Raw genomic sequence first — 19,271 nt, forward strand, 5'->3', positions numbered from 1 at the left:
CGGACGAGGAGAGGGGGAAGCGCCGACATGCCGACCTGCCCGAACGGACACCAGTCGGGTTCCGAGGACTGGTGCGAGGTCTGCGGCCACCGCATGGCCGGAGCGGGCGCCGTTCCGCCGCCGCCTCCCCCGCCGCCCGCGCCCGGCTACGGATATCCGCAGGGTTCCGGCCCCGATGCGACCCAGCATGCCGAGCTCTGCCCCCAGTGCCGCACCCCGCGCGAGGCCATGGCCCCGTTCTGCGAGGAGTGCCGCTGGAACTTCCTCACGAACACCGCCACGTCGTACACGCCGCTGGCTCCGCAGCACGGCGCGCCGGCCGGTCCGGTCCCGGGGCTCAATCTGCCGCCCGGCTTCCAGGCCCAGCAGCCGCCCGGCCCGCCGCAGCCGCGTGAGCCCCGCGATCCGTTCGAGTACCAGAGCTCGCGCCCGTCGCAGATCAACCGGTCGGCCGAGCCGCTCTCCTCGGGCCCGGGCCGGTCCGGCCCTCCGGGACCGGGTCAGCAGCCTTCGCACTCGTTCCAGCAGCAGGGACAGCAGCAGGGACAGCACCCGGGGCAGCAGCAGGGTGGCCCGCCGCCTCCGCCGCCGTTCCAGCAGCAGGGCCAGCAGGGCGGCCCGCAGGGGTTCCCTCAGGGCCAGCAGCACGCCCAGCAGCAGAACTCACCGCAGGGCTCGCCCCCACCGCCGTTCCAGCAGAACTCACCGCAGGGCTCGCCTCCGCCGCCGTTCCAGCAGCAGAGCGCGCCGCCCGCCTTCCAGCGGACGGCTCCCCCGGTCTTCGAGCAGCCCGGACCGCCGGCCCCGCCGCAGCCGCAGACGGGCGGTGACGACTGGCTGCTGTCCCCGCCCTCGCAGGCCCAGGGCCCGCAGTCGCCGATGCAGCAGCCGCCGTACCCGGGCCAGAACGAGGGACCGGGGCAGAACCAGGGACCGGGCCAGGGTCAGGCTCCGCTGTCCATGAACTGGACCGCGGTCATCGCGCCCGACCGTGAGTACTTCCTGGCGATGATGCAGCGCAGCGGCCCCGAGGCCACCGGGCTCAACCTCCCGGCGTACTCCCCGGAGCAGCAGCTGCCGCTCACCGGCAACCAGATCACCATCGGCCGCCGCCGGCACAGCACGGGCGAGTCCCCGGACATCGACCTGTCCGTGCCTCCGGAGGACCCGGGCGTCTCGCACCAGCACGCGGTGCTGGTGCAGCAGCCGGACAGCAGCTGGGCCGTCGTCGACCAGAACTCGACGAACGGCACGACGCTGAACGGCGCCGAGGACCCGATCCAGCCCTACGTCCCCGTACCGCTCCAGGACGGCGACCAGGTGCACGTCGGAGCGTGGACCACGATCACGATCCGCCGGGACTGACCGCTCGGATCCACGCAGCCGGGACCGACCGCTCGGACCCGCGCGACGGCCGGCGAGGGGGTGACCACCCTGTCGCCGGCCGTCGCGCTGTCCGTACCGGCCGGAAATCTCGGGGCCGCGCACATAATCGGGGCCGCGCACATAATTCGCACCACGAATGTCAGCCCTCCCGGCGAGGTCCCGCCACCAGCACCTGCCGTATTCTGGGGGAATGCGAAAGGCCGAGCACGGACAGATGGGGATCGTCACCGCATTGGTGCGCTCCTCGTTCCTGGTGAATGCCGTGTACGCCGATTCCGGCCGCGAACACGGAATCACCGCACAGCAGGGCCAGCTGCTGTGCGTGCTGATGGTGCAGCCGTACGGGATGAGCGAGCTCGGCGCGATGCTGGGGCTGGCGAAGTCCAGCCTCACCGGCCTGGTGGACCGCAGCGTCCAGCGCGGCCTGGTGCGCCGCGAACCCGACCCCGAGGACGGCCGCGCGGTCCGGGTCGCCCTGACCCCGGCGGGCGACGCACTGGCTGACGCGTTCTACGCCGAGACCTGCCGACGGGTGGACACCCTGTCGGCGGGCCTCGACGAGGCCGACCGCGAGCAACTCGCGACGCTGCTCGGCCGGCTGGTGCTGAGCAACAAGGTACCGGTGGTCTTCATGGAACCGGACGAAAGCGCCCCGCCCGCCCCCTGATCCGGCCTGATCCAAACGAAAGCCCCTATCCCCGCGACACTCCGAACAGGGCGGCGAAGCGGCCGACGAACAGGTCCGCGCCCTTGTACTCGCTGACCGCCGCCGCCGGCAGGATGACCGGCCCGTCGGGTGACGGCACCTGCCCCACCCCGCCGCCGGGACCGAGCGGGAGCAGGGCCGAAGGCACGGGGGACGGCCGGTAGGTGGCCGTGGGCCGCTCGCCGCGCACCTGGGCGAGGACGTTCTCCGCGACCACCTCGGCGTGCTTCATCGCGTAGCCGGCCATCTTGGCCTCGGCCACGTCCGTGATGTCCCCGAGGGCGTAGATGTGGTCGTGGCCCTCGACGTTGAGCGCCTCGGTGACCCGGACCCGGCCCTGCGGGGTGCGGACGGCGACCCGGCCGTCGGCGAGGTAGTCGCCGTTGGTGCGCACGCCGTAGCAGCGGAACCAGATGTCGGCGGAGATCTCGCCGCCGTCGGCCGTGGCCACGGTGAAGGACTTGGCCCGGCCCGGTTCGGCCGGTGGCTGCTCGGCCAGCTCGGTACCCAGCCGCAGCTCCACACCGAGCGCGTCCAGCTGGCGGTGCAGTTCCTCGCGGAACTCCGGCAGGAAGCCCGGCACCAACCGGGCGGCGGGGTCGGTGACGGTCACGTGCTTGTCCGGCCAGACCGCCTTGATCTCGCCGGACAGCTCCAGCCCGACCGGACCGGCCCCGGCGATCAGGACCCGCCCGGCGGCGGCGAGTTCGGTGTGCGCCTCGTGGATCCGCCGCAGCGCCTCGCCGGAGAGGTCGGTGTCCATCTTGGCCGGGAACGGGTAGTCGGAGCCGGTGGCGAGCACCAGGTAGGCGGCCTCTATCCGCTCCCCGGAGGCCAGGGTGACCCCGCCGGGGTCCACGGCTGCGGCACGCTCGCGGCGGACGGTGCCGCGCCGCAGGAGGGCGTCGTAGGGGAAGAAGATGTTGTCGGCCCAGTCGGGCCGGACCAGCGCGCGGAGTGACCCCGCCGCATGCACGAACGCGTCCTTGGGATCGACGAGGACGACGTCGGTCTCCTCGTCGAGCGCCTTCGCGACCGCCGCACCGCCGTATCCGCCACCGATGACCACCACCGTACGATTCACGTTCTCGCCCCGCACATTTCCGCTCATCCTTTACCCCACTCCCGATGGCCGCATTAATCATTCGTTACACGAACCATAGTAGTTCGCGTAACGAACTTCAACGAAAGGATCGGGCCACCCTCGCCACCGGCCCTCGGCAGGGCCGCGGTTGGCGTGATCCATGCCCCGGGGGCCCCCTGCCCGGCCGGCGCGTCTGCGACCATGGACGGGTGACTGAGAATCCGCGCGACACGCTGCAGGAGCTGACCTTCTACGAGGCGGTCGGCGGCGAGGACACCTTCCGGCGCCTGGTCCACCGCTTCTACCAGGGCGTGGCCGGTGACCCGCTGCTGCGGCCGATGTACCCGGAGGAGGATCTGGGTCCGGCCGAGGAGCGCTTCACGCTCTTCCTCATGCAGTACTGGGGCGGTCCCCGCACCTACAGCGAGGAGCGCGGGCACCCCAGGCTGCGGATGCGGCACGTGCCGTTCCGGGTGGACCGCGCCGCGCACGACGCCTGGCTGAGCCATATGCGGGTGGCGCTGGACGAGCTCGGGCTGTCGCCCGAGCACGAGCGCCAGCTGTGGGACTACCTCACGTACGCGGCCGCCTCGATGGTGAACACCGAGGGCTGACCCGCGGTCGAAGGCGAGCGGAACCCGGCACTCCACGTCACCGGCCCGCCCGGCAAGTCCCCCTATAGGATCCGCGCATGACGACGTCCGAACGCGAGATCACCGAGCCGGTCGACCTCTGCCTGCCCGACGGCAGCCTGAACCCGGCTGCGGTCGGCTGGTCCCGGTCGCCTCTGCATCGCGCGAATCTGCGCGGCTGGGGCCGGACGAAACGGTGGGAGTACTGGTGCGTGACGACGCCCACCCACCTGGTGGCGCTGACCGTCAGCGATCTCGACTTCCTCGCCCTGAACACCGTCTACCTGCTCGAATACGCACCGGGCGGCCTCGAACTGGAGCGTACGGCGATCATCCCCGGCGGCTTCGGCGTCGAGTTGCCCGACACCGTCGCGGGTGCCCCGGGCTCGCGGGACGTGGTGGTCGGACCCGAGCGGCCGTCCCGCGGCAAGGTACGGGTCGAGATCCGCGACGAGAACGCCGGCACCCGGCTGAGGGCCCGCTGTCTGACCGAGGACCGGCTGCCCCTGGAGGTCGACCTCCTCGTCGCAAGGCCTCCCCGGCACGAGTCGCTCTCGGTCGTCGTGCCGTGGAGCGACCGCCGCTTCCAGTACACGTCCAAGCAGACCGCCCTGCCCGCGTCGGGCCGGGTCCGGATCGGCACCGAGTACCTGGAGTTCGACGGGGACGACACCTGGGCCGTCCTGGATCACGGCCGCGGCCGCTGGCCGCGCACGGTCGACTGGAACTGGGGCGCCGCGTCCGGACGCACCGGCGGCCACACGGTGGGCCTGCAGTTCGGCGGACGCTGGACGGCGGGCACGGGCTCCACCGAGAACGGGCTCTGCGTGGACGGCCGGCTCACCAAGATCGGTGAGGAGCTGGACTGGCGGTGGTCGCCGGCCGACCATCTCGCGCCCTGGACCATCCGTACGCCGTCGTCCGGCCAGGTGGACCTGACGTTCACCCCGTTCCACAACCGGTCGACGCGCACGGAGACCGGCCTGATCGACAACCGCACCGACCAGTGCTTCGGCTACTACGACGGCCGCGTGCGCACCGACGACGGCACCGAGATCACGGTGGAACGCCTGCTGGGCTGGGCCGAGGACGTCCACATGCGCTGGTGAGGCGCGTTCCCGCGGGTGCCTATCCGCCCACGGAGACGGCGAGCGTCCCCAGGCCCCCCGCCGCGCCCGCCCGCCGCAGGGCGATCGACCCGTAAGGGGTACGCAGCCGCAGCCAGGCGCCCGTCGCCAGCAGGGCCACGGGGAAACCGGGGGCGCCACGCAGAAAACCGAGCGCCTGTGCCGCGTGCACGGCACGCAGCGGAAGCTCCGTACCGCCGACGGTCCGCGACCAGATGTCCCGCCCGATGAGGTCCCGCTCCGCCCGGGTGCGCCGTTCCTCGGGCAGCGCCCCGTCCCGCGTTCGGAACTCGGTGACGGCCTCACTCACTGCCGTACCCAGAGCGACGGGACCCGGCAGCCCCGGCTGCTCCTGCCAGCCGCCGCGCGGAGGCAGCACACCGGTCCAGGGAGGACCCGTCACCGGAGCCGGCAGGACGCCGGAGCCGGCCGACTCCTCCAGCGATTCGAGGAGCTCACCGGCGGACACGGTCACGTCGAAGGCGTACGGGTCCCGCAGCCGCACGGCCCGGATCGCCAGGACCTCGAACGACGGCGGCCGGCCGAACACGGCCAGCGCGCCGCCGCCCGCCTGCAGCCGTACGGCCGCGGCACGGTCGTAGTGGAGCAGCCGGCCGAGGAAGGCCGCGAGATCTGCGGCCTCCCTCGTATCGGCGAACTGCAACGACTGCACGGACACCGTCATGCCGCCGCGGGCTCCTCGGCCAGGTACTCCTGGAGGAAGAGCTTCTCCTCGGCGGTGATCCGCCGGGGCCGCTCCTCGGCCAGGTTGTACGGGACGACGATGGTCGACGCCCGTACGTACACCTGCTCCGGGTCCTTGATCTCGTACGCGATCGTGAGCGAGGCGGCACCTATCTTCGTGACCCACGACTCGACGGTCACCGGCGCGTGCCGGTGGACCAGCGGGCGCACGTAGTCGATCTCGTGCCGGGCCACGACGGACCCGCCGGCGAAGGACGGCGAGCCGTCGCCCGGCGCCAGCCGGAACATGAAGTCGATGCGCGCCTCCTCCAGGTAGCGGAGGAAGACCACGTTGTTGACGTGCCCGAAGGCATCCATGTCCGACCAGCGCAGCGGGCAGCTGTAGATATGACGAGCCAAGTCGATCAGCCTCGCGTGAGCTTCTTGTACGTGGCGCGGTGCGGGCGGGCGGCGTCCGCACCGAGGCGCTCGACCTTGTTCTTCTCGTACGACTCGAAGTTGCCCTCGAACCAGTACCACTTGGAGTCGCCCTCGTACGCCAGGATGTGCGTGGCGACGCGGTCCAGGAACCAGCGGTCGTGGGAGATGACCACGGCCGCACCGGGGAACTCCAGCAGCGCGTTCTCGAGCGAGGACAGGGTCTCGACGTCGAGGTCGTTGGTGGGCTCGTCGAGGAGCAGCAGGTTGCCGCCCTCCTTGAGCGTCAGCGCGAGGTTGAGGCGGTTGCGCTCACCACCGGAGAGCACACCGGCCGGCTTCTGCTGGTCCGGCCCCTTGAAGCCGAACGCGGAGACATAGGCCCGCGACGGCATCTCGACCTGGCCGACGTTGATGTAGTCCAGCTCGTCCGAGACGACCGCCCACAGCGTCTTCTTCGGGTCGATGTTGGCACGGCTCTGGTCGACGTAACTGATCTTGACCGTGTCGCCGACCTTGATGGAGCCGCTGTCCGGCGTCTCCAGGCCCTGGATCATCTTGAACAGCGTGGTCTTGCCCGCGCCGTTCGGACCGATGATGCCGACGATGCCGTTACGCGGGAGCGTGAACGACAGGTCGTCGATGAGGACCTTGTCGCCGAAGGCCTTCGAGAGGTTCTCGACCTCGACGACGATGGACCCGAGCCGCGGGCCCGGCGGAATCTGGATCTCCTCGAAGTCCAGCTTCCGCATCTTGTCCGCCTCGGCCGCCATCTCCTCGTACCGGGCGAGACGCGCCTTGGACTTGGTCTGACGCCCCTTGGCGTTCGACCGCACCCACTCCAGCTCTTCCTTGAGCCGCTTCTGCCGCTTCTCGTCCTTGCGGCCCTCGACCTTGAGGCGGGTGGCCTTCTTCTCCAGGTACGTGGAGTAGTTGCCCTCGTACGGAATCGCGCGGCCGCGGTCCAGCTCAAGGATCCACTCGGCGACGTTGTTCAGGAAGTACCGGTCGTGGGTGACGGCCACCACGGCGCCCGCGTACTTCGAGAGGTGCTGCTCCAGCCAGTTCACCGACTCGGCGTCGAGGTGGTTGGTGGGCTCGTCGAGCAGCAGCAGGTCGGGCGCCTCGATGAGGAGCTTGCAGAGCGCGACGCGGCGCTTCTCACCACCGGACAGGTTGGTGACGGGCCAGTCACCGGGCGGGCAGCCCAGCGCGTCCATGGCCTGCTCCAGCTGGGCGTCCAGGTCCCACGCGTTGGCGTGGTCCAGGTCCTCCTGCAGCTTGCCCATCTCGTCCATGAGCGCGTCGGAGTAGTCGGTCGCCATGAGCTCGGCGACCTCGTTGAACCGCTTCAGCTTGCCCATGATCTCGGCGGCGCCGTCCTGGACGTTCTCCAGCACGGTCTTCGATTCGTCGAGGTGGGGCTCCTGCATGAGGATGCCGACGCTGAACCCGGGCGACAGGAAGGCATCACCGTTGGACGGCTGCTCCAGGCCCGCCATGATCTTCAGCACCGTGGACTTACCGGCACCGTTGGGACCCACCACACCGATCTTCGCGCCGGGCAGGAAGCTCAGCGTCACGTCGTCAAGGATGACCTTGTCGCCGTGCGCCTTGCGTGTCTTGCGCATCGTGTAGATGTACTCAGCCAAGAGAAACCGTCCGGCAATCGATGAGTGGGCAGATACACCCCATCTTGCCTGACGTCCACCTCCTGACGGAAACCCGTATCGGTGGATGGGCCTGACCTGGCCGTACGCGTGCCCGCGCTTGTAGGTGATCTGTCACTGAGTGTCGCCGGCCGCTCGCCGGGCGGGGTACTCCCGCAGCGCGCCGCCGCCACGCGCACCGGGATCACCCCGCCGATCGACCACAGGGCGTGGGCGGGGCGTCCGATGGTGAGATCCGCCGCGTCCTCAGCCGACCTGCTGCGGTGTCCAGAAGTGCGGCTCGATGGGGGCCCGCCTCACCACGATGCGGCCGTTCACGCCCGGGTCGTCCACCAGCTTCCCCCACGATCCGGATCCGTCGCCGGGGGTGTGCTCGATGTCGGCCCACACCACGCTGCCCGGTCCGGCGGAGCCGATGGAGACGGTCCACTCGGCGTACCTGCCGGCACAGTCGTTGGCTGCCACTCGGTAGTCGTCGTTCACCTTCAAGCAGGTGAGGGGGTCCGATCCCACCGTGGAGATCTCCATCGTTCCGTTGGGACGCTGCCGTACCCGCCAGTTCGCCGAGGTGTTCGCGTTGTCCGTGCAGTCACCCAGCGACACCCCGCCCCTGTACCCGCCCGGTTTCGGATAGATCAGGCACTTGCCGTCCTGGAGGGCCGCGAACCGGTAGACACCGTCGACGAGCGGGGCGGCGTGGGCGGGTTGCGCAAGTACAGCAGTGGCCGCAGCTGCGGCGGCCATGACAGCGATGACGCGTGAACGCATGGGATCGGGCTCCTCGAACAGCCGTCGCCGCACCGCTCGCGCGGCACAGATCCGGTCGGTGCATGGTCCGCCGGAGTCGGCGGCGGCACCGATCCTGGAGCACCGGCCGGCCCCGGAGCAGCCTGCGAGGGCCGCTGTCACCCGCCTGGCTGACCCACATCACCCGATGGCGTCGCAGCTCAGGGGCTACGGCGTTGCCGCATCGCCCTCGTGGTGGGTCGAGCCCGGCCAGGCCGCGCCGGCGCGAGGAACATATGGCGCGATACGGACTCTGACATGGGCTCGAAGCAACGGCGATTCCTCTCGCGCGCCCCAGCCTGCGGCACCCGAAGGAACCCGCGGAGGCTATGCGAACCGCCTACTCACACACACCAACGAGGTTCGAGCCATATATTCGAGCCATATAAGGGCATTTGCCCACCCCGGGGCTAGGGTCGAGCGGTGAGTCGAATCGAGAGGAGCGCCGAGGGTGCGGGGCCGTTCACGACGCGGCTGACCTGGCGCCTGGGTGACGGCGGCACCGCGGTCTGGGAGTCGCGGCGGGCGCGCAAGCGCGGCCTGCTCACCGTGCGGGCGGCCGGCGATCGCGAACCCCGCTCCCGTAGGGCGGACAGTGCGTCGGTCAGTCGTCTCCGCAGGCTGAATGCCATCGCGGCGAGTGCGTTCGCGGTGGGCGGGGGCCTCTTCGCCTTCGGAGCCGCTGTCGCACAGTTCGGCGCAGGTGAGGCGACGGGAGCCTGGATCTACTTCGCCGGCGGCCTGTTCTTCAACACGGGCGGCTACGTGTCGCTTCTCCAGGCGGTCAACGCCCCTCGCCAGGACGACGGAACCGGGGCACTTGCCGCGCGGCGATGGAGATGGTGGAGCTACGAGCCCGGCCGGATCGACTGGCTGAGTACCTTCCTGCTGTTCGTGGGCACGCTTGTCTTCGGCATCAACTTGCTGAGCTCCCTGTTGCAAGGACTCTCGGTGCAGCAGGTGAACCGGCTGATCTGGGCCCCCGACCTGGTCGGGTGCACCCTGTTCCTCGTCTCGGGACATCTGGCCCTGGTGGAGGTCTGCCACGGCCGGCCGGGAGTCCGGTCCCACGATCTCGGCTGGTGGATCGTCGCGGTCAACCAACTCGGGTCCGTGCTCTTCATGGGCGCGGCACTGGCCGACTTCACCCGACCCGCCACAGCGAGCGTCCTGAACGTCGACATCGCCAACTGGGGCACCCTCGCGGGGGCACTGTGCTTCTCCGTCGGAGGGGTGCTCCAGTACTTCGAGCGCCCGTGAGCCCCCGCTCGCGAACGGCGTGGTTCCGGCCGTGGTACGCCACGGCCCCGGCCGGCCGAAGCCGTACCGGGGCCGTGGTCAGCGCGTCGTGACCGTGCGTCTGGTGTCTGCGCCCGTTACTCGCCCGAGGACTGGTCCTTGCGGCGGCGGAGGAAGAAGACCGAGCCGCCACCGATGACGACCAGGGCGATCGCGATGCCCGCGATCATCGGGGTGGCGTTGGAGCTGCCGGTCTCGGCCAAGTTGCCTTCGACGGCTGCCGTGCTGCCGCCGGCCGTGGCGGTGGTCGTGGTGGGCTGTTCGGCGGTCTGGGTGGTGAGGCCGTCGGTGCCGCTGCCGGTGGTCTTGCAGTCCAGGACGCCCTTGAACGTGCGGCTGAACCCGCCCGGTCCGGTGACCGTGACGTCGTACGCCTGGTCCTCGGCGACCGGCACGGTCACCGTCTCGGACTTGCCGGGCTCCACGGTGCGCTGGGCCCCGGCCAGTTCGTACGTGAAGGCTTCGTCACCCGTGTTGCTGGTGGTGACGTCCACGCCGCCCTTGGCGCAGTTCTTCTTCGCGGTGACCGCCGGGATCGCGCCCTTGCCGGCCCAGGTCGCGGTGGCGCTCGCGGAGACCGTGGACTCGCTGGAGCCGGCCAGGATCTGCGTCTGGCTCTTGGTGGCACCGGCGAAGGCCCGGCCGACGGGGACCGAGGTGGTGGCCTGGACCGTCAGGGAGGCGGAGCCGTCGGCTGAGCCTGCCGGGATGTCGAAGTAGAGCTGGGAGCCGTTGGTGGCCGTGGTGACGGCCTTGCCCTTCTTGTCGGTGATGCGGATGCCGCTGGCGGAGTCCGCGGGCGGAGTCACCGAGACCTGCCCGGCGTTGGTGCGGACGGTGACGGGGCCCAGGCGCTTGCCGGAGTTGCCGGACACCGCGACCGGGTCCAGGGCGAGGGAAGCCTGGGGCTCTGCTGTGTTGGTGGCCGCCTTCTGCAGCCAGTCGGCGAGCTTCTCCGCCTGGACATCGGATGCCGTCACGTCGGCGTTGTCCGAGTAGCGCCAGATGGCGACCTGGGTGCCGGCCGCCGCGGTCCGCTCGGTGAGCGGGCCCGTGCCGGCCTCCTTGGCGAGTGCCTGGAGGTCGTCGATCTTCGGGTAGGAGTGCTCCAGGATCCAGCGGATCCTGCCGGCGTTCTTGTTCGTGCCGAGCGAGGTCTGGTTCCAGGGGGTCTCCAGGTACTTCGCCTGGTCCTGGGTGGGGTTGTGGATGTCGATGCAGTACGTCTTGAACTTGCCGCCGCCGTCGACCGTCATCTCGAAGAGCCCTGCGGGCAGCTTCTGGTTCTTGCCGTCGGCGTGGAGGACCGCGCTGTCGAACGTCTTCAGCCCGTCCAGGGTCGCGGTCGCACCGCCCTGGTGCGGGGGTGCCTCGTCGGCGACCGCGCCACCGGCGCCGGTGAGTGCGCCGGCCACGACCAGGCCTGATGCAACCACCGAGGCGGCGAGCCGGGCTATGCCCCGGGTCCGTCGGGGTTCGGCCGTCGTCATGGATGACGAGGCGGTCGCTGAAGAAGCAGAAAACACAGAATTCCCCTCCGGGCGAGACCCTCGCGTCCGTTACGCGTGTGGGGAATGTCCCGCCAGCCGACTCAAGTGCCCTGTGAGTACTGAGGAATCCTAAAGACCGCGCGAAGCACAGTCCCCCGTCATACCGTCTGACAACCATTCCGAATCGGAATCGTTATGCCGGGTTACGCCCGGCCCTGGAGAGGACCGGGGAGACGGCCGGGGAGAGCGCTCGGGACGGAATGCGGTCCTCGTCGCCTGAACCGGGTGGTGCGTCAGGGCGCCGACACCAGTTCCGCATCGGCCTTCTGACGGGCCGTCCGGCGCCTGGTGACCGGGCGTTCCGCCCGGGCGGCCTCGGCCGGTTCTCGCTCCGTATCCCGCGGCTCCGCCCGGCCCGCAGGCTGTTCGCGATCCGCCGGGCGGTCCCGCACGGCCCACTCGTCCGGCTCGTCGGCCCGCCGCGCCCCGCTCCTCGCCGTCAGCCCCGGCTCGCCCCTGACCACACGCCGGAAGGCCGATGTCCCCCGGGTCAGATCGTGTCCCACCGCCACCGCCTCGATGTCCACGAAGGTCCGGCGCTGCCCCTCCCGTTCCTCCTCGCGCACCTTCAGCCTGCCGTGCACCACCAGAGGCTCCCCCACGGCCACGGAGCCCGTCAGATTCGTGGCCAGGGAGCGCCAGGCCCACACCGTGTAGAAGCTGGTGTGCCCGTCCGCCCAGAGCTCCTTCTCCCGGTCCCACCGCCGCGGCGTCACCGCGAACCGGAATCGCGCCATTCCCCCGCTCGCCGTTTCCCGGAACTCCACACCGGTCGCCGCGTTCCCCACCAGCGTCACCAAGGTCTCGTTCATGACTCCGCCTCCCCTTCGGTCCGGATATCGGTGACCGCACTCCTGCGTCCGGTCACTGATCCCATCGTGAAGGGGAGGCGGAATTCCCGCTGACGCCTGTGGACTAACGGCCCGTTGTGGAAAACTCCGTCACCGCCACGAAACGCTCGCGCACCTCCCGGTAGCGCACCAGTTCCGCCGACACGGGGTCGAGTACCCGCGCCCGCCCGCAGGCCGCCGCCGCTTCGCGCAGCCTTCGTTCGGCCTCCTGGCCGTACCGACGCGCGGGCCCCCGGGCAGCCGCCGCGCACGACCACTCCACCAACGGACCGCCGATGATGCCCGCCAGCATCACCAGAGCGGGCGTCAGCAGACCCGGCTGCAGGACGCCGATGATCTGGCCGGCGAGCCACAGGCCGCCGAGGATCTGCAGCAGCGTCATCACCACCTGGGCCAGTACGGCCGCGGGCCACCAGGCCGGGCGCGGAGGCTTCGTCCCGCGCCCCTGCTGAGCCGGGAAAGCCCCTTCTCGGACACCGTCCGAGGCACCGGCCGACGCGCCGTTCGTACCGGCGGCCGACGCACCGTTCATACCGCCGCCGTCCGCGCCCCGGCCGCCCTCCGTCCCCGCAGCCCGACCCGCCAGTTCGTCGAGTGCCTCCGGCAGCCCCTGAGCCCCGTGCACGGCGGCCTCGCGCACCGCCTGCGCCCATGGCCCGGGCAGTCCGTCGGCCGCGTCGTCGGCGACCGTGCGCACGGCCTGTTCGACGCGTTGGCGTGCGGTGAGCTGCTCCTCCGGCGGGGCGCCGAGTGCGCCGCGGTCCGGGCCGCCGGGCTGCCGGGTCGACTCGTACCAGCGCCACAGCCGCAGCCACGGCGTCCCGCACGCCCGTCCGGCGTTGCGGCGCCACTCGCGTTCGGCTGCCTGTCCGGCGGCGGCTGCGCCGACGGCCTCCGCGAGGCGGTCGGCGAACTCCTCCCGGGCCCGCTCCCCCAGCCCCGGCCGCCCCTCGGCGACGTACACCGGGCGGAGCCGGTCCGCGGCGGCGTCCACGTCCGCGGAGAGCCGGCGGGTGGCTGCCGTACGGTCCTGGACGAACCGGCCCAGCAGTTCACGCAGTTCGCCGACTCCGTCGCCGGTGAGCGCGGACAGGGACAGGACGGTGGCGCCGGGTTCGCCGTGTTCGCCCAGCGCCATGCCGTCCTCGTCGAGGAGCCGGCGCAGGTCGTCCAGGACCTGGTCGGCGGCCTCGCCGGGCAGCCGGTCGATCTGGTTGAGGACGACGAAGGTGACCTCCGCGTGTCCGGCGAGCGGCCGCAGGTAGCGCTCGTGGAGGGCGGCGTCCGCGTACTTCTCCGGGTCCACCACCCAGATCACCGCGTCGACGAGCGCCAGCACCCGGTCCACCTGGTCGCGGTGCCCGCGCGCCGCCGAGTCGTGGTCGGGCAGGTCGACCAGGACGAGGCCCTGGAGCGCCTCGTCGGCTGCCGCGCTGCCGGGCTGCGGCCTGCGCCTGAGGCGCCCGGGGATCGCGAGCCGGTCCAGCAGCCCCGCGGCACCGTCCGTCCAGGAGCAGGCGAGGGGCGCGGCGGTGGTGGGCCTGCGGAGTCCGGTCTCGGAGATCTGGGCGCCCGCGAGGGAGTTGAAAAGGGTCGATTTGCCGCTGCCGCTCGCTCCGGCGATGGCGACGACGGTGTGGCGGGAGGAGAGCCGCCGGCGGGCCGCGGCCTCGTCGAGCACCCGCCCCGCCTCCGCGAGGTCGGCCCTCTCCAGCCGGGCCCTGGAGAGGCCGACGAGTTCGCGCAGCGCGTCCAGGCGCGAACTGAGCGGACTGTCGGAGGGTACGTACGCCTCGACCTGGGGCCGTACGTCGTCCTCCGGGACGGCTGCGGGGGCCTCGTCGGGCGCGGTCTGCCCGGTGTCGGCAGCGGCCCGGCGGGCGATCAGTCCGTCGTCCCAGCCTCCGGGCGGCCTCGCGTCGTCGTGCCCGGGCTGCTCGCCGGAGCCGGAGCCGGGGCGTGGGCCCGAGCCGGGGCCGTCCGGGCCGAAACGGTCCGGTCCGGAACGGTCCGGTCCGGAACCGGCCGTGCCAGAACCCGCGACTCCAGAACGATCCGCGCCACAACCATCCGCGCCGGAACCATCCGTTCCACGCCCGGGTGCCGGCCCACGCCCGGGTACCGCCGGTCCCCGGCTCCGTCCCGGTCCCCGGCTCTGTCCCGGACCTTCGTCAGTGACGGCAGTCATCGCTGCCACCTCTCCTTCTGCAGTACGGACAGCGCGGCGATCAGTTCGGCCTGCGGCTCTGGGGCCACGTCGAGTGCGTCCAGCGGGGCGAGCCGGCGGTCGCGTTCGCCGCCGAGCACCTGGTCGAGATAGCTGGTGAGCAGTGCGCCGCCCTTGTCGCGCAGGCGCAGCGCGCCCTGGACGCCGATGCGTTCGGCCAGTTGCTCGCCCGCGGTACGGGCCCGGCGTCCGCCGAGGAGGGCGGCGGCAAGGAGCGCGGCGACGGTCTCGGTGTCGGGTGCGGTGTTGCGTTCCATGAGCCGCACCTCTTCCTCGGCCAGTTCCTCCAGGACCCGGCGCCACCTCCGTACGGCCATGGCGATCCGGCCGCGGATGTCCTCGGGCGGTCCCCAGCCGCCCGCTTCCCGGCCCCTGGTCTCGAAGCCGAGGGCGGCGGCCGCGGGTTCCCGCCGCCAGGTCGTGCGGATCGTTTCGTCGGCGGCGGCCACCGCGCATTCCAGGAGCGCGGCGAGGGATTCCACGAGTGCGTCGAGCACTTCCTCCGAGGTGCTGTAGAGCGGGTAGCCGCGCCACCGGGTCCGCGCGTCCCCGGCGAGTGCCCCGCCGCTCTGGAGCCGCTTCCGGACACGTGCGCCCTCCTTGCGGTACGCCTCCTCCACCGCCCCGGTCAGCCGTACGGCGGCCGCGTACTGCGCCGCGACTGCTCCGGCCAGGGCCGGCATCCGGACGTCGAGGGAGTCGATAACCCCGGCCGCCGTTCGCCCGACCGCCTGCTGACGGGCCGCCGGGTCCTGCGCGCGATGGGTGAGCCAGGCGCGCAGCGGGGCGACGGCCGTGGTGGGGAGCAGCCCGCTGCCGCCACCGGCGGACTCGGGCAGTTCGGGGATGGTGAAGCGCGGCACCTCGCCGAGACCGGCCTTGGTGAGCAGCGCGCCGTACTGCCGTGAGACCTCGGCGATGACCTGGTGCGGTACCCGGTCGAGGACGGTGACGAGGGAGGCGTCGTACTCCTTGGCCGTACGCAGCAGATGCCACGGCACGGCGTCGGCATAGCGGGAGGCGGTGGTCACCATGACCCAGACGTCCGCCGCGCAGATGAGTTCGGCGGCCAGGACGCGGTTGCGTACGACGAGCGAGTCGATGTCCGGGGCGTCCAGCAGGGCAAGGCCGCGCGGCAGCCCGGCGGCGGTCTCGACGCGCAGGGCGGTCCCTTCCTCGGCGGCGTTCCCGTCGGGTCCGTCGAGGTCGTCGCACTGGCCGGGGTCGGCGGACTCCTCGGGCGGCAGCCAGACGCGGGTGAGCTGGGGCAGCACCCGGACGTCGGCGAACCAGTGATGATCATCCGGATGGCAGACGAGCACCGGCGTGCGCGTGGTCGGCCGCAGCACCCCGGCCTCACTGACGCGGCGTCCGACGAGCGAGTTGACGAGCGTCGACTTGCCCGCGCCGGTGGATCCGCCGATGACCGCGAGGAGGGGGGCCTCGGGGTCCTTGAGCCTGGGCAGCAGGTAGTCGTCGAGCTGGGCGAGCAGTTCGATCCTGGTCTGCCGGGCGCGTGGAGCTCCTGGGAGCGGGAGTGGAAGACGCACGGCAGCGACACGGTCGCGCAGGGCGGAAAGTGCGTCGATGAGCTGAGGCCGTACGTCCAAGGTCACCACATGCGAAGAATGCCCAATTTTGGCGCCTTTTTGAAGCGTATAGACACCTCTGCGCGCCGGTTCCTCCGTCCGGACAGAGGGGACGAGTGGGGCGCAGGCATAACGAGTGCACAACACCCGGGGCGTCAGGCGTCAAAAGCGATGCATGAATCGCACCCACCTGCGATTATCGTCTCGCTTCACTGAACCTCCACATCGTGCCACGCAGGTGAAGCAACCGGGCCGAGTCAATCGGAGCCCTATCCTTGTCCCGGCAAGGTCACGGACCGCCCCGGTCCAGGGCTTCAGGCGGCCACCGAGGCCACCACCCGGCCCCCGTAGCTCAGTGGATAGAGCAGGCGCCTTCTAAGCGCTTGGCCGCAGGTTCGAGTCCTGCCGGGGGCGCATCAGCCCAGCCCATATCAGGCCCTCCTTCGGGAGGGCCTTTTCTGCAGGTCACAGCACGGTAGCGAGGGCGCCGTAGCGAACGCGTAAGGACTACGGGCGCCGAGGCCCGGGTGCCACCGGCGCCGGGCCGAGCGCCTGCGCTTCCGTTCTCGTACGCCCTCCACGACGCCGGCGCCCGCAGCCGCCGTGTCCGCAGGGCAGTGGGCCGGGGGACGGCTGCGCCATTGACCCTGCACCCGGCGCCCGTCTAACCTCCGACCAGCTCGATTGAAACCTTTCAGACCGTGCGCCTGCCGGCCCCGCGCCGACGCGCCCCTCGCCCGGGAGTCCCGATCATGCAGCGCGTCTGCTTCCTGCTGAACGTACGCAAGGACCGCGTCGACGAATACCGTGCGCGGCACTCCGCCGTCTGGCCGGACATGCTCGCGGCGCTCTCCGAGGCGGGCTGGCACAACTACTCGCTCTTCCTCCGCGAGGACGGGCTGCTCGTCGGCTATCTGGAGACGGAGGACTTCGACGCGGCCCGTGAGGCGATGGCCGCGACCGAGGTGAACGAGCGGTGGCAGCGTGACATGGCCGGGTTCTTCGAGCAGTCGGAGGCGGCGGACGACGCGATGGTGCCGCTCGCCGAGGTCTTCCACCTGGCCTGAGGCGGTGCCCGTGCCCCGTCAGATGTCGGCAGCCGCCAGCAGGACGAACGCGGCCAGCGAGAGCGCGGTACGGACGCGGTGCCGGGCGTTCCAGCGGGCTTCGAACGCGGTACGGGCCGCGCTGTCGTCGCCGCCCTCGGAGTCGGCCAGCGCCTGGTTCAACGGGATGTTGCCGGCGATCGTCACCAGGTGGGAGACGACGGCACACCCCAGCGCCACGGTGACCAGCGGCCAGCCGTCCTCTCCGTACTCGGTGAAGGCCGCGACCGCCGGCAAGGCGATCACGCCGAGGAAGAGGACCAGGAAGGCGGGTCCCGGGACCTTCTCGTTGAAGCGGCGCATCGCCGCCGTGAAGCCGGCGTCGGGCAGCGCGGCCAGCCCGGGCATGATCGCGACGAGGAAGGTGATCATGAAACCGGCGTAGAGGCCGGTCGTGATCACGGCGAGAGTCAGGAACGGGGAGGCCATGGGCCCATCATGGCGCGACAGGGCGGGTCGTACAGCCTGATTTCGAAGGACTGTACGACCCGGTCGGCGCGAGGTGCCGTCAGTTCATCTCGCCCTCGTCCGCGCCCGTTCCCGTGTCGGCGCGGCCGTCCTTGAGGCGGTCCGCCTCGGCGATGGCCGTGGCCAGCTTCGCCACCGAGGCGTCCTCGGTCGTTCGCGCCAGTTCGTCGGCCCTGGTGGCCAGTTCCGCCAGCCCGGGCGCGCCCGGGAGCGCGCCGCCTCGCAGGTGATCGGCAAAGTAGGCTGCGGTTGCGGCGACTTGGAGGCGGGCGTTGCTTCCGCCCCACAGCCTGCCGTCGATCGCGCCGGTCTCGACCGAGCCCGACTCCTCGTGCGCCGCCCGGGACTTGGGGTCCAGCCAGCGCACGGTCGCGGTGGCTACATGGCCGGATGCTCCGTCCCGCAGGCGTACGGCGTAGAGCGCCGTCACCGTGTGGCCGGGGCCGATCTCGCCGCCGTCCACGCTGTCGTCGCGGAAGTCGTCGTCGGCGACCTTGCGGTCCTCGTAGCCGATCAGTTTGAACTTCTCCACGGTCTTCGGGTCGAACGCAACCTGCGCCTTCGCGTCGCGCGCCGTCAGTTCGATGTGGGCGGGCAGTTGGTCGACGAAGACCTTGCGGGCCTGCTCCTCGTCGGCGATGTACGTGGTGTGGCCGTCGCCCTTGTTGGTGAGGCGTTCCATCAGGGCGTCGCCGTAGTCGCTGCCGACGCCGACTCCGAAGAGGGTGATGCCGTAGTCGCGGCGGGCCGAGTCGACGCGTTCGAGGATCGCGTCGGCGTCGGTGTCGCCGGTGTTGGCCAGCGCGTCGGAGAGCAGGACGACGCGGTTGTTGGCGCCCTTGCGGTGGCCGTCGACGGCCTCCTCGTACCCGCGCCGGACGCCCGCCCCCACGTTGGTGGAGTCGGCTGGCTCCATGGAGTCGACGGCGTCGTGGATCTTCCCGCGGTGGTCCTTCAGCCGGGTCATCGGCAGGACGGTCTTCGCCTCGTCGCTGAAGGTGACCAGGGAGACCGAGTCGTCGTCGCGCAGCTCGTCGGTGAGGATGCCGAGCGAGGTCTTCACCAGGCCGAGCCGGTCGGACGAGGCCATCGAGCCGGAGATGTCGACGACGAACGTGAGGGCGGCCGACGGCCGTTCGGCGCTGCTGGGCGCTGCTTTGGTGGCGAGGCCGACCCGTACCAGCGACCAGTCACCGTCCTCCGCGCCGGCCCGCGCGCCGTCGACGGAGACCGTGAAGCCGTTGCCGTCCGGGCGGTCGTAGCCCTGGCGGAAGCTGTTGACGAACTCCTCCGGCCGTACGGTCTCCGGGCCCGGGAGCCTGCCGTCGGCGAGGGTGCGGCGCGCGTAGCCGTACGAGGCGGTGTCCACGTCCAGCGCGAAGGTGGACAGGTAGTCCGGCGCCGCGGGCTCCTTCAGGCCGTCCGCCCTCTTCGCACCGTCCGCCTTCTGCGCACCGTCCGTCGGCCTCGGCGCGTCCGCGGCCGATCCTCCGCCGGGGGCGGCCGGTGCGGGACCGGCCGCCCGTTTGCCCTTCTCGGCGGAACTCGTGTCGTACGTCCCGCCCCCCGAGCAACCGGTGAGAAGTACGCCCCCTACGAGGAACAGCCCCACCGCTCCCCGGTACATCCGTGTCCTGCGTCCCATCGTTCGGCCCCCAGTGTCGTCGT

Annotated in this window: 17 protein-coding genes and 1 tRNA gene; 7 read left to right on the top strand and 11 right to left on the bottom strand. The window is 71.3% G+C overall.

The window, feature by feature from the left end:
- Positions 1 to 27 precede the first annotated feature (27 nt).
- A complete protein-coding gene (locus tag EAO72_RS20155) occupies positions 28 to 1,365 on the top strand; it encodes an FHA domain-containing protein (protein WP_148018729.1) in 1,338 nt (445 codons plus the stop codon).
- A 235-nt stretch (positions 1,366 to 1,600) separates the two neighbouring features.
- Positions 1,601 to 2,053 carry a MarR family winged helix-turn-helix transcriptional regulator gene (locus tag EAO72_RS20160; RefSeq protein WP_148021912.1) on the top strand — a complete coding sequence of 151 codons (453 nt, stop codon included), beginning with the start codon at positions 1,601 to 1,603 and terminating at the stop codon, positions 2,051 to 2,053.
- A gap of 25 nt (positions 2,054 to 2,078) precedes the next feature.
- Here the strand turns inward: EAO72_RS20160 and EAO72_RS20165 are convergent, their stop codons facing one another.
- Positions 2,079 to 3,203 carry an NAD(P)/FAD-dependent oxidoreductase gene (locus EAO72_RS20165; protein ID WP_148018730.1) on the bottom strand — a complete coding sequence of 375 codons (1,125 nt, stop codon included), beginning with the start codon at positions 3,201 to 3,203 and terminating at the stop codon, positions 2,079 to 2,081.
- Positions 3,204 to 3,385: 182 nt separating this feature from the next.
- On the opposite strand from EAO72_RS20165, the gene EAO72_RS20170 reads away from it, so the two are divergent.
- Both EAO72_RS20170 and EAO72_RS20175 read left to right on the top strand, forming a co-directional pair.
- Positions 3,386 to 3,790 carry a globin gene (locus EAO72_RS20170; RefSeq protein ID WP_148018731.1) on the top strand — a complete coding sequence of 135 codons (405 nt, stop codon included), beginning with the start codon at positions 3,386 to 3,388 and terminating at the stop codon, positions 3,788 to 3,790.
- Between the two features lie 77 nt (positions 3,791 to 3,867).
- Positions 3,868 to 4,917: a DUF2804 domain-containing protein gene (locus EAO72_RS20175; RefSeq protein ID WP_148018732.1), complete on the top strand. Its 1,050-nt coding sequence runs from the start codon at positions 3,868 to 3,870 to the stop codon at positions 4,915 to 4,917.
- 19 nt (positions 4,918 to 4,936) lie between these two features.
- Here EAO72_RS20175 and EAO72_RS20180 read toward each other — a convergent pair whose 3' ends face one another.
- From EAO72_RS20180 to EAO72_RS20195, 4 genes are all read right to left on the bottom strand, one after another.
- On the bottom strand, positions 4,937 to 5,620 hold the full coding sequence (locus tag EAO72_RS20180; protein WP_148018733.1) for a hypothetical protein: 684 nt from the start codon (positions 5,618 to 5,620) through the stop codon (positions 4,937 to 4,939).
- The gene (locus tag EAO72_RS20185; protein ID WP_187285145.1) at positions 5,617 to 6,039 is read right to left on the bottom strand and encodes an acyl-CoA thioesterase; all 423 of its coding nucleotides are present in this window, start codon (positions 6,037 to 6,039) and stop codon (positions 5,617 to 5,619) included. The genes EAO72_RS20180 and EAO72_RS20185 overlap by 4 nt, the downstream gene beginning before the upstream one ends.
- 5 nt (positions 6,040 to 6,044) lie before the next feature.
- Complete coding sequence (ettA, locus tag EAO72_RS20190) at positions 6,045 to 7,709, bottom strand: energy-dependent translational throttle protein EttA (RefSeq protein ID WP_148018734.1); 1,665 nt, start codon at positions 7,707 to 7,709, stop codon at positions 6,045 to 6,047.
- Positions 7,710 to 7,973: 264 nt separating this feature from the next.
- Positions 7,974 to 8,495, bottom strand: a complete 522-nt coding sequence (locus EAO72_RS20195) for a hypothetical protein (protein ID WP_148018735.1) — start codon at positions 8,493 to 8,495, stop codon at positions 7,974 to 7,976.
- 441 nt (positions 8,496 to 8,936) lie between these two features.
- Here EAO72_RS20195 and EAO72_RS20200 point away from each other — a divergent pair, with 441 nt between their 5' ends.
- Positions 8,937 to 9,773 carry a hypothetical protein gene (locus EAO72_RS20200; protein ID WP_148018736.1) on the top strand — a complete coding sequence of 279 codons (837 nt, stop codon included), beginning with the start codon at positions 8,937 to 8,939 and terminating at the stop codon, positions 9,771 to 9,773.
- A gap of 116 nt (positions 9,774 to 9,889) precedes the next feature.
- Here the strand turns inward: EAO72_RS20200 and EAO72_RS20205 are convergent, their stop codons facing one another.
- The 4 genes from EAO72_RS20205 to EAO72_RS20220 all read right to left on the bottom strand — a co-directional run bounded on the left by EAO72_RS20205 (position 9,890) and on the right by EAO72_RS20220 (position 16,050).
- A complete protein-coding gene (locus EAO72_RS20205; RefSeq protein WP_148018737.1) occupies positions 9,890 to 11,302 on the bottom strand; it encodes an LAETG motif-containing sortase-dependent surface protein in 1,413 nt (470 codons plus the stop codon).
- 293 nt (positions 11,303 to 11,595) lie between these two features.
- Positions 11,596 to 12,174, bottom strand: coding sequence for a single-stranded DNA-binding protein (locus EAO72_RS20210; RefSeq protein WP_148018738.1), 579 nt, complete (start codon positions 12,172 to 12,174; stop codon positions 11,596 to 11,598).
- A gap of 103 nt (positions 12,175 to 12,277) precedes the next feature.
- Positions 12,278 to 14,401 carry a GTPase gene (locus EAO72_RS20215; RefSeq protein WP_261991583.1) on the bottom strand — a complete coding sequence of 708 codons (2,124 nt, stop codon included), beginning with the start codon at positions 14,399 to 14,401 and terminating at the stop codon, positions 12,278 to 12,280.
- Positions 14,398 to 16,050, bottom strand: coding sequence for a dynamin family protein (locus EAO72_RS20220; protein ID WP_148021915.1), 1,653 nt, complete (start codon positions 16,048 to 16,050; stop codon positions 14,398 to 14,400). Before EAO72_RS20220 ends, EAO72_RS20215 begins: the two co-directional genes overlap by 4 nt.
- Positions 16,051 to 16,370: 320 nt before the next feature.
- Between EAO72_RS20220 and EAO72_RS20225 the strand changes: the two genes are divergently transcribed.
- Positions 16,371 to 16,443: transfer RNA gene (locus tag EAO72_RS20225), tRNA-Arg, on the top strand.
- Positions 16,444 to 16,781: 338 nt separating this feature from the next.
- The gene (locus EAO72_RS20230) at positions 16,782 to 17,096 is read left to right on the top strand and encodes an L-rhamnose mutarotase (RefSeq protein ID WP_148018739.1); all 315 of its coding nucleotides are present in this window, start codon (positions 16,782 to 16,784) and stop codon (positions 17,094 to 17,096) included.
- Between the two features lie 18 nt (positions 17,097 to 17,114).
- Here EAO72_RS20230 and EAO72_RS20235 read toward each other — a convergent pair whose 3' ends face one another.
- Positions 17,115 to 17,564 carry an anthrone oxygenase family protein gene (locus tag EAO72_RS20235; protein ID WP_148018740.1) on the bottom strand — a complete coding sequence of 150 codons (450 nt, stop codon included), beginning with the start codon at positions 17,562 to 17,564 and terminating at the stop codon, positions 17,115 to 17,117.
- 79 nt (positions 17,565 to 17,643) lie between these two features.
- Positions 17,644 to 19,248 (bottom strand): vWA domain-containing protein, encoded by a 1,605-nt coding sequence (locus EAO72_RS20240; protein WP_148018741.1) that lies wholly within the window; start codon positions 19,246 to 19,248, stop codon positions 17,644 to 17,646.
- Between the last annotated feature and the right edge of the window lie 23 nt (positions 19,249 to 19,271).

The organism is Streptomyces sp. OR43, assembly GCF_008042275.1.
Taxonomy (GTDB): Bacteria; Actinomycetota; Actinomycetes; order Streptomycetales; family Streptomycetaceae; genus Streptomyces.

Coding starts and splice junctions, on each gene's coding strand:
- EAO72_RS20155 (WP_148018729.1), top strand. CDS start 28: ATGCCGACCTGCCCGAACGGACACCAGTCGGGTTCCGAGGACTGGTGC.
- EAO72_RS20160 (WP_148021912.1), top strand. CDS start 1,601: ATGGGGATCGTCACCGCATTGGTGCGCTCCTCGTTCCTGGTGAATGCC.
- EAO72_RS20165 (WP_148018730.1), bottom strand. CDS start 3,203: ATGAGCGGAAATGTGCGGGGCGAGAACGTGAATCGTACGGTGGTGGTC.
- EAO72_RS20175 (WP_148018732.1), top strand. CDS start 3,868: ATGACGACGTCCGAACGCGAGATCACCGAGCCGGTCGACCTCTGCCTG.
- EAO72_RS20180 (WP_148018733.1), bottom strand. CDS start 5,620: ATGACGGTGTCCGTGCAGTCGTTGCAGTTCGCCGATACGAGGGAGGCC.
- EAO72_RS20195 (WP_148018735.1), bottom strand. CDS start 8,495: ATGCGTTCACGCGTCATCGCTGTCATGGCCGCCGCAGCTGCGGCCACT.
- EAO72_RS20205 (WP_148018737.1), bottom strand. CDS start 11,302: ATGACGACGGCCGAACCCCGACGGACCCGGGGCATAGCCCGGCTCGCC.
- EAO72_RS20210 (WP_148018738.1), bottom strand. CDS start 12,174: ATGAACGAGACCTTGGTGACGCTGGTGGGGAACGCGGCGACCGGTGTG.
- EAO72_RS20215 (WP_261991583.1), bottom strand. CDS start 14,401: ATGACTGCCGTCACTGACGAAGGTCCGGGACAGAGCCGGGGACCGGGA.
- EAO72_RS20230 (WP_148018739.1), top strand. CDS start 16,782: ATGCAGCGCGTCTGCTTCCTGCTGAACGTACGCAAGGACCGCGTCGAC.
- EAO72_RS20235 (WP_148018740.1), bottom strand. CDS start 17,564: ATGGCCTCCCCGTTCCTGACTCTCGCCGTGATCACGACCGGCCTCTAC.
- EAO72_RS20240 (WP_148018741.1), bottom strand. CDS start 19,248: ATGGGACGCAGGACACGGATGTACCGGGGAGCGGTGGGGCTGTTCCTC.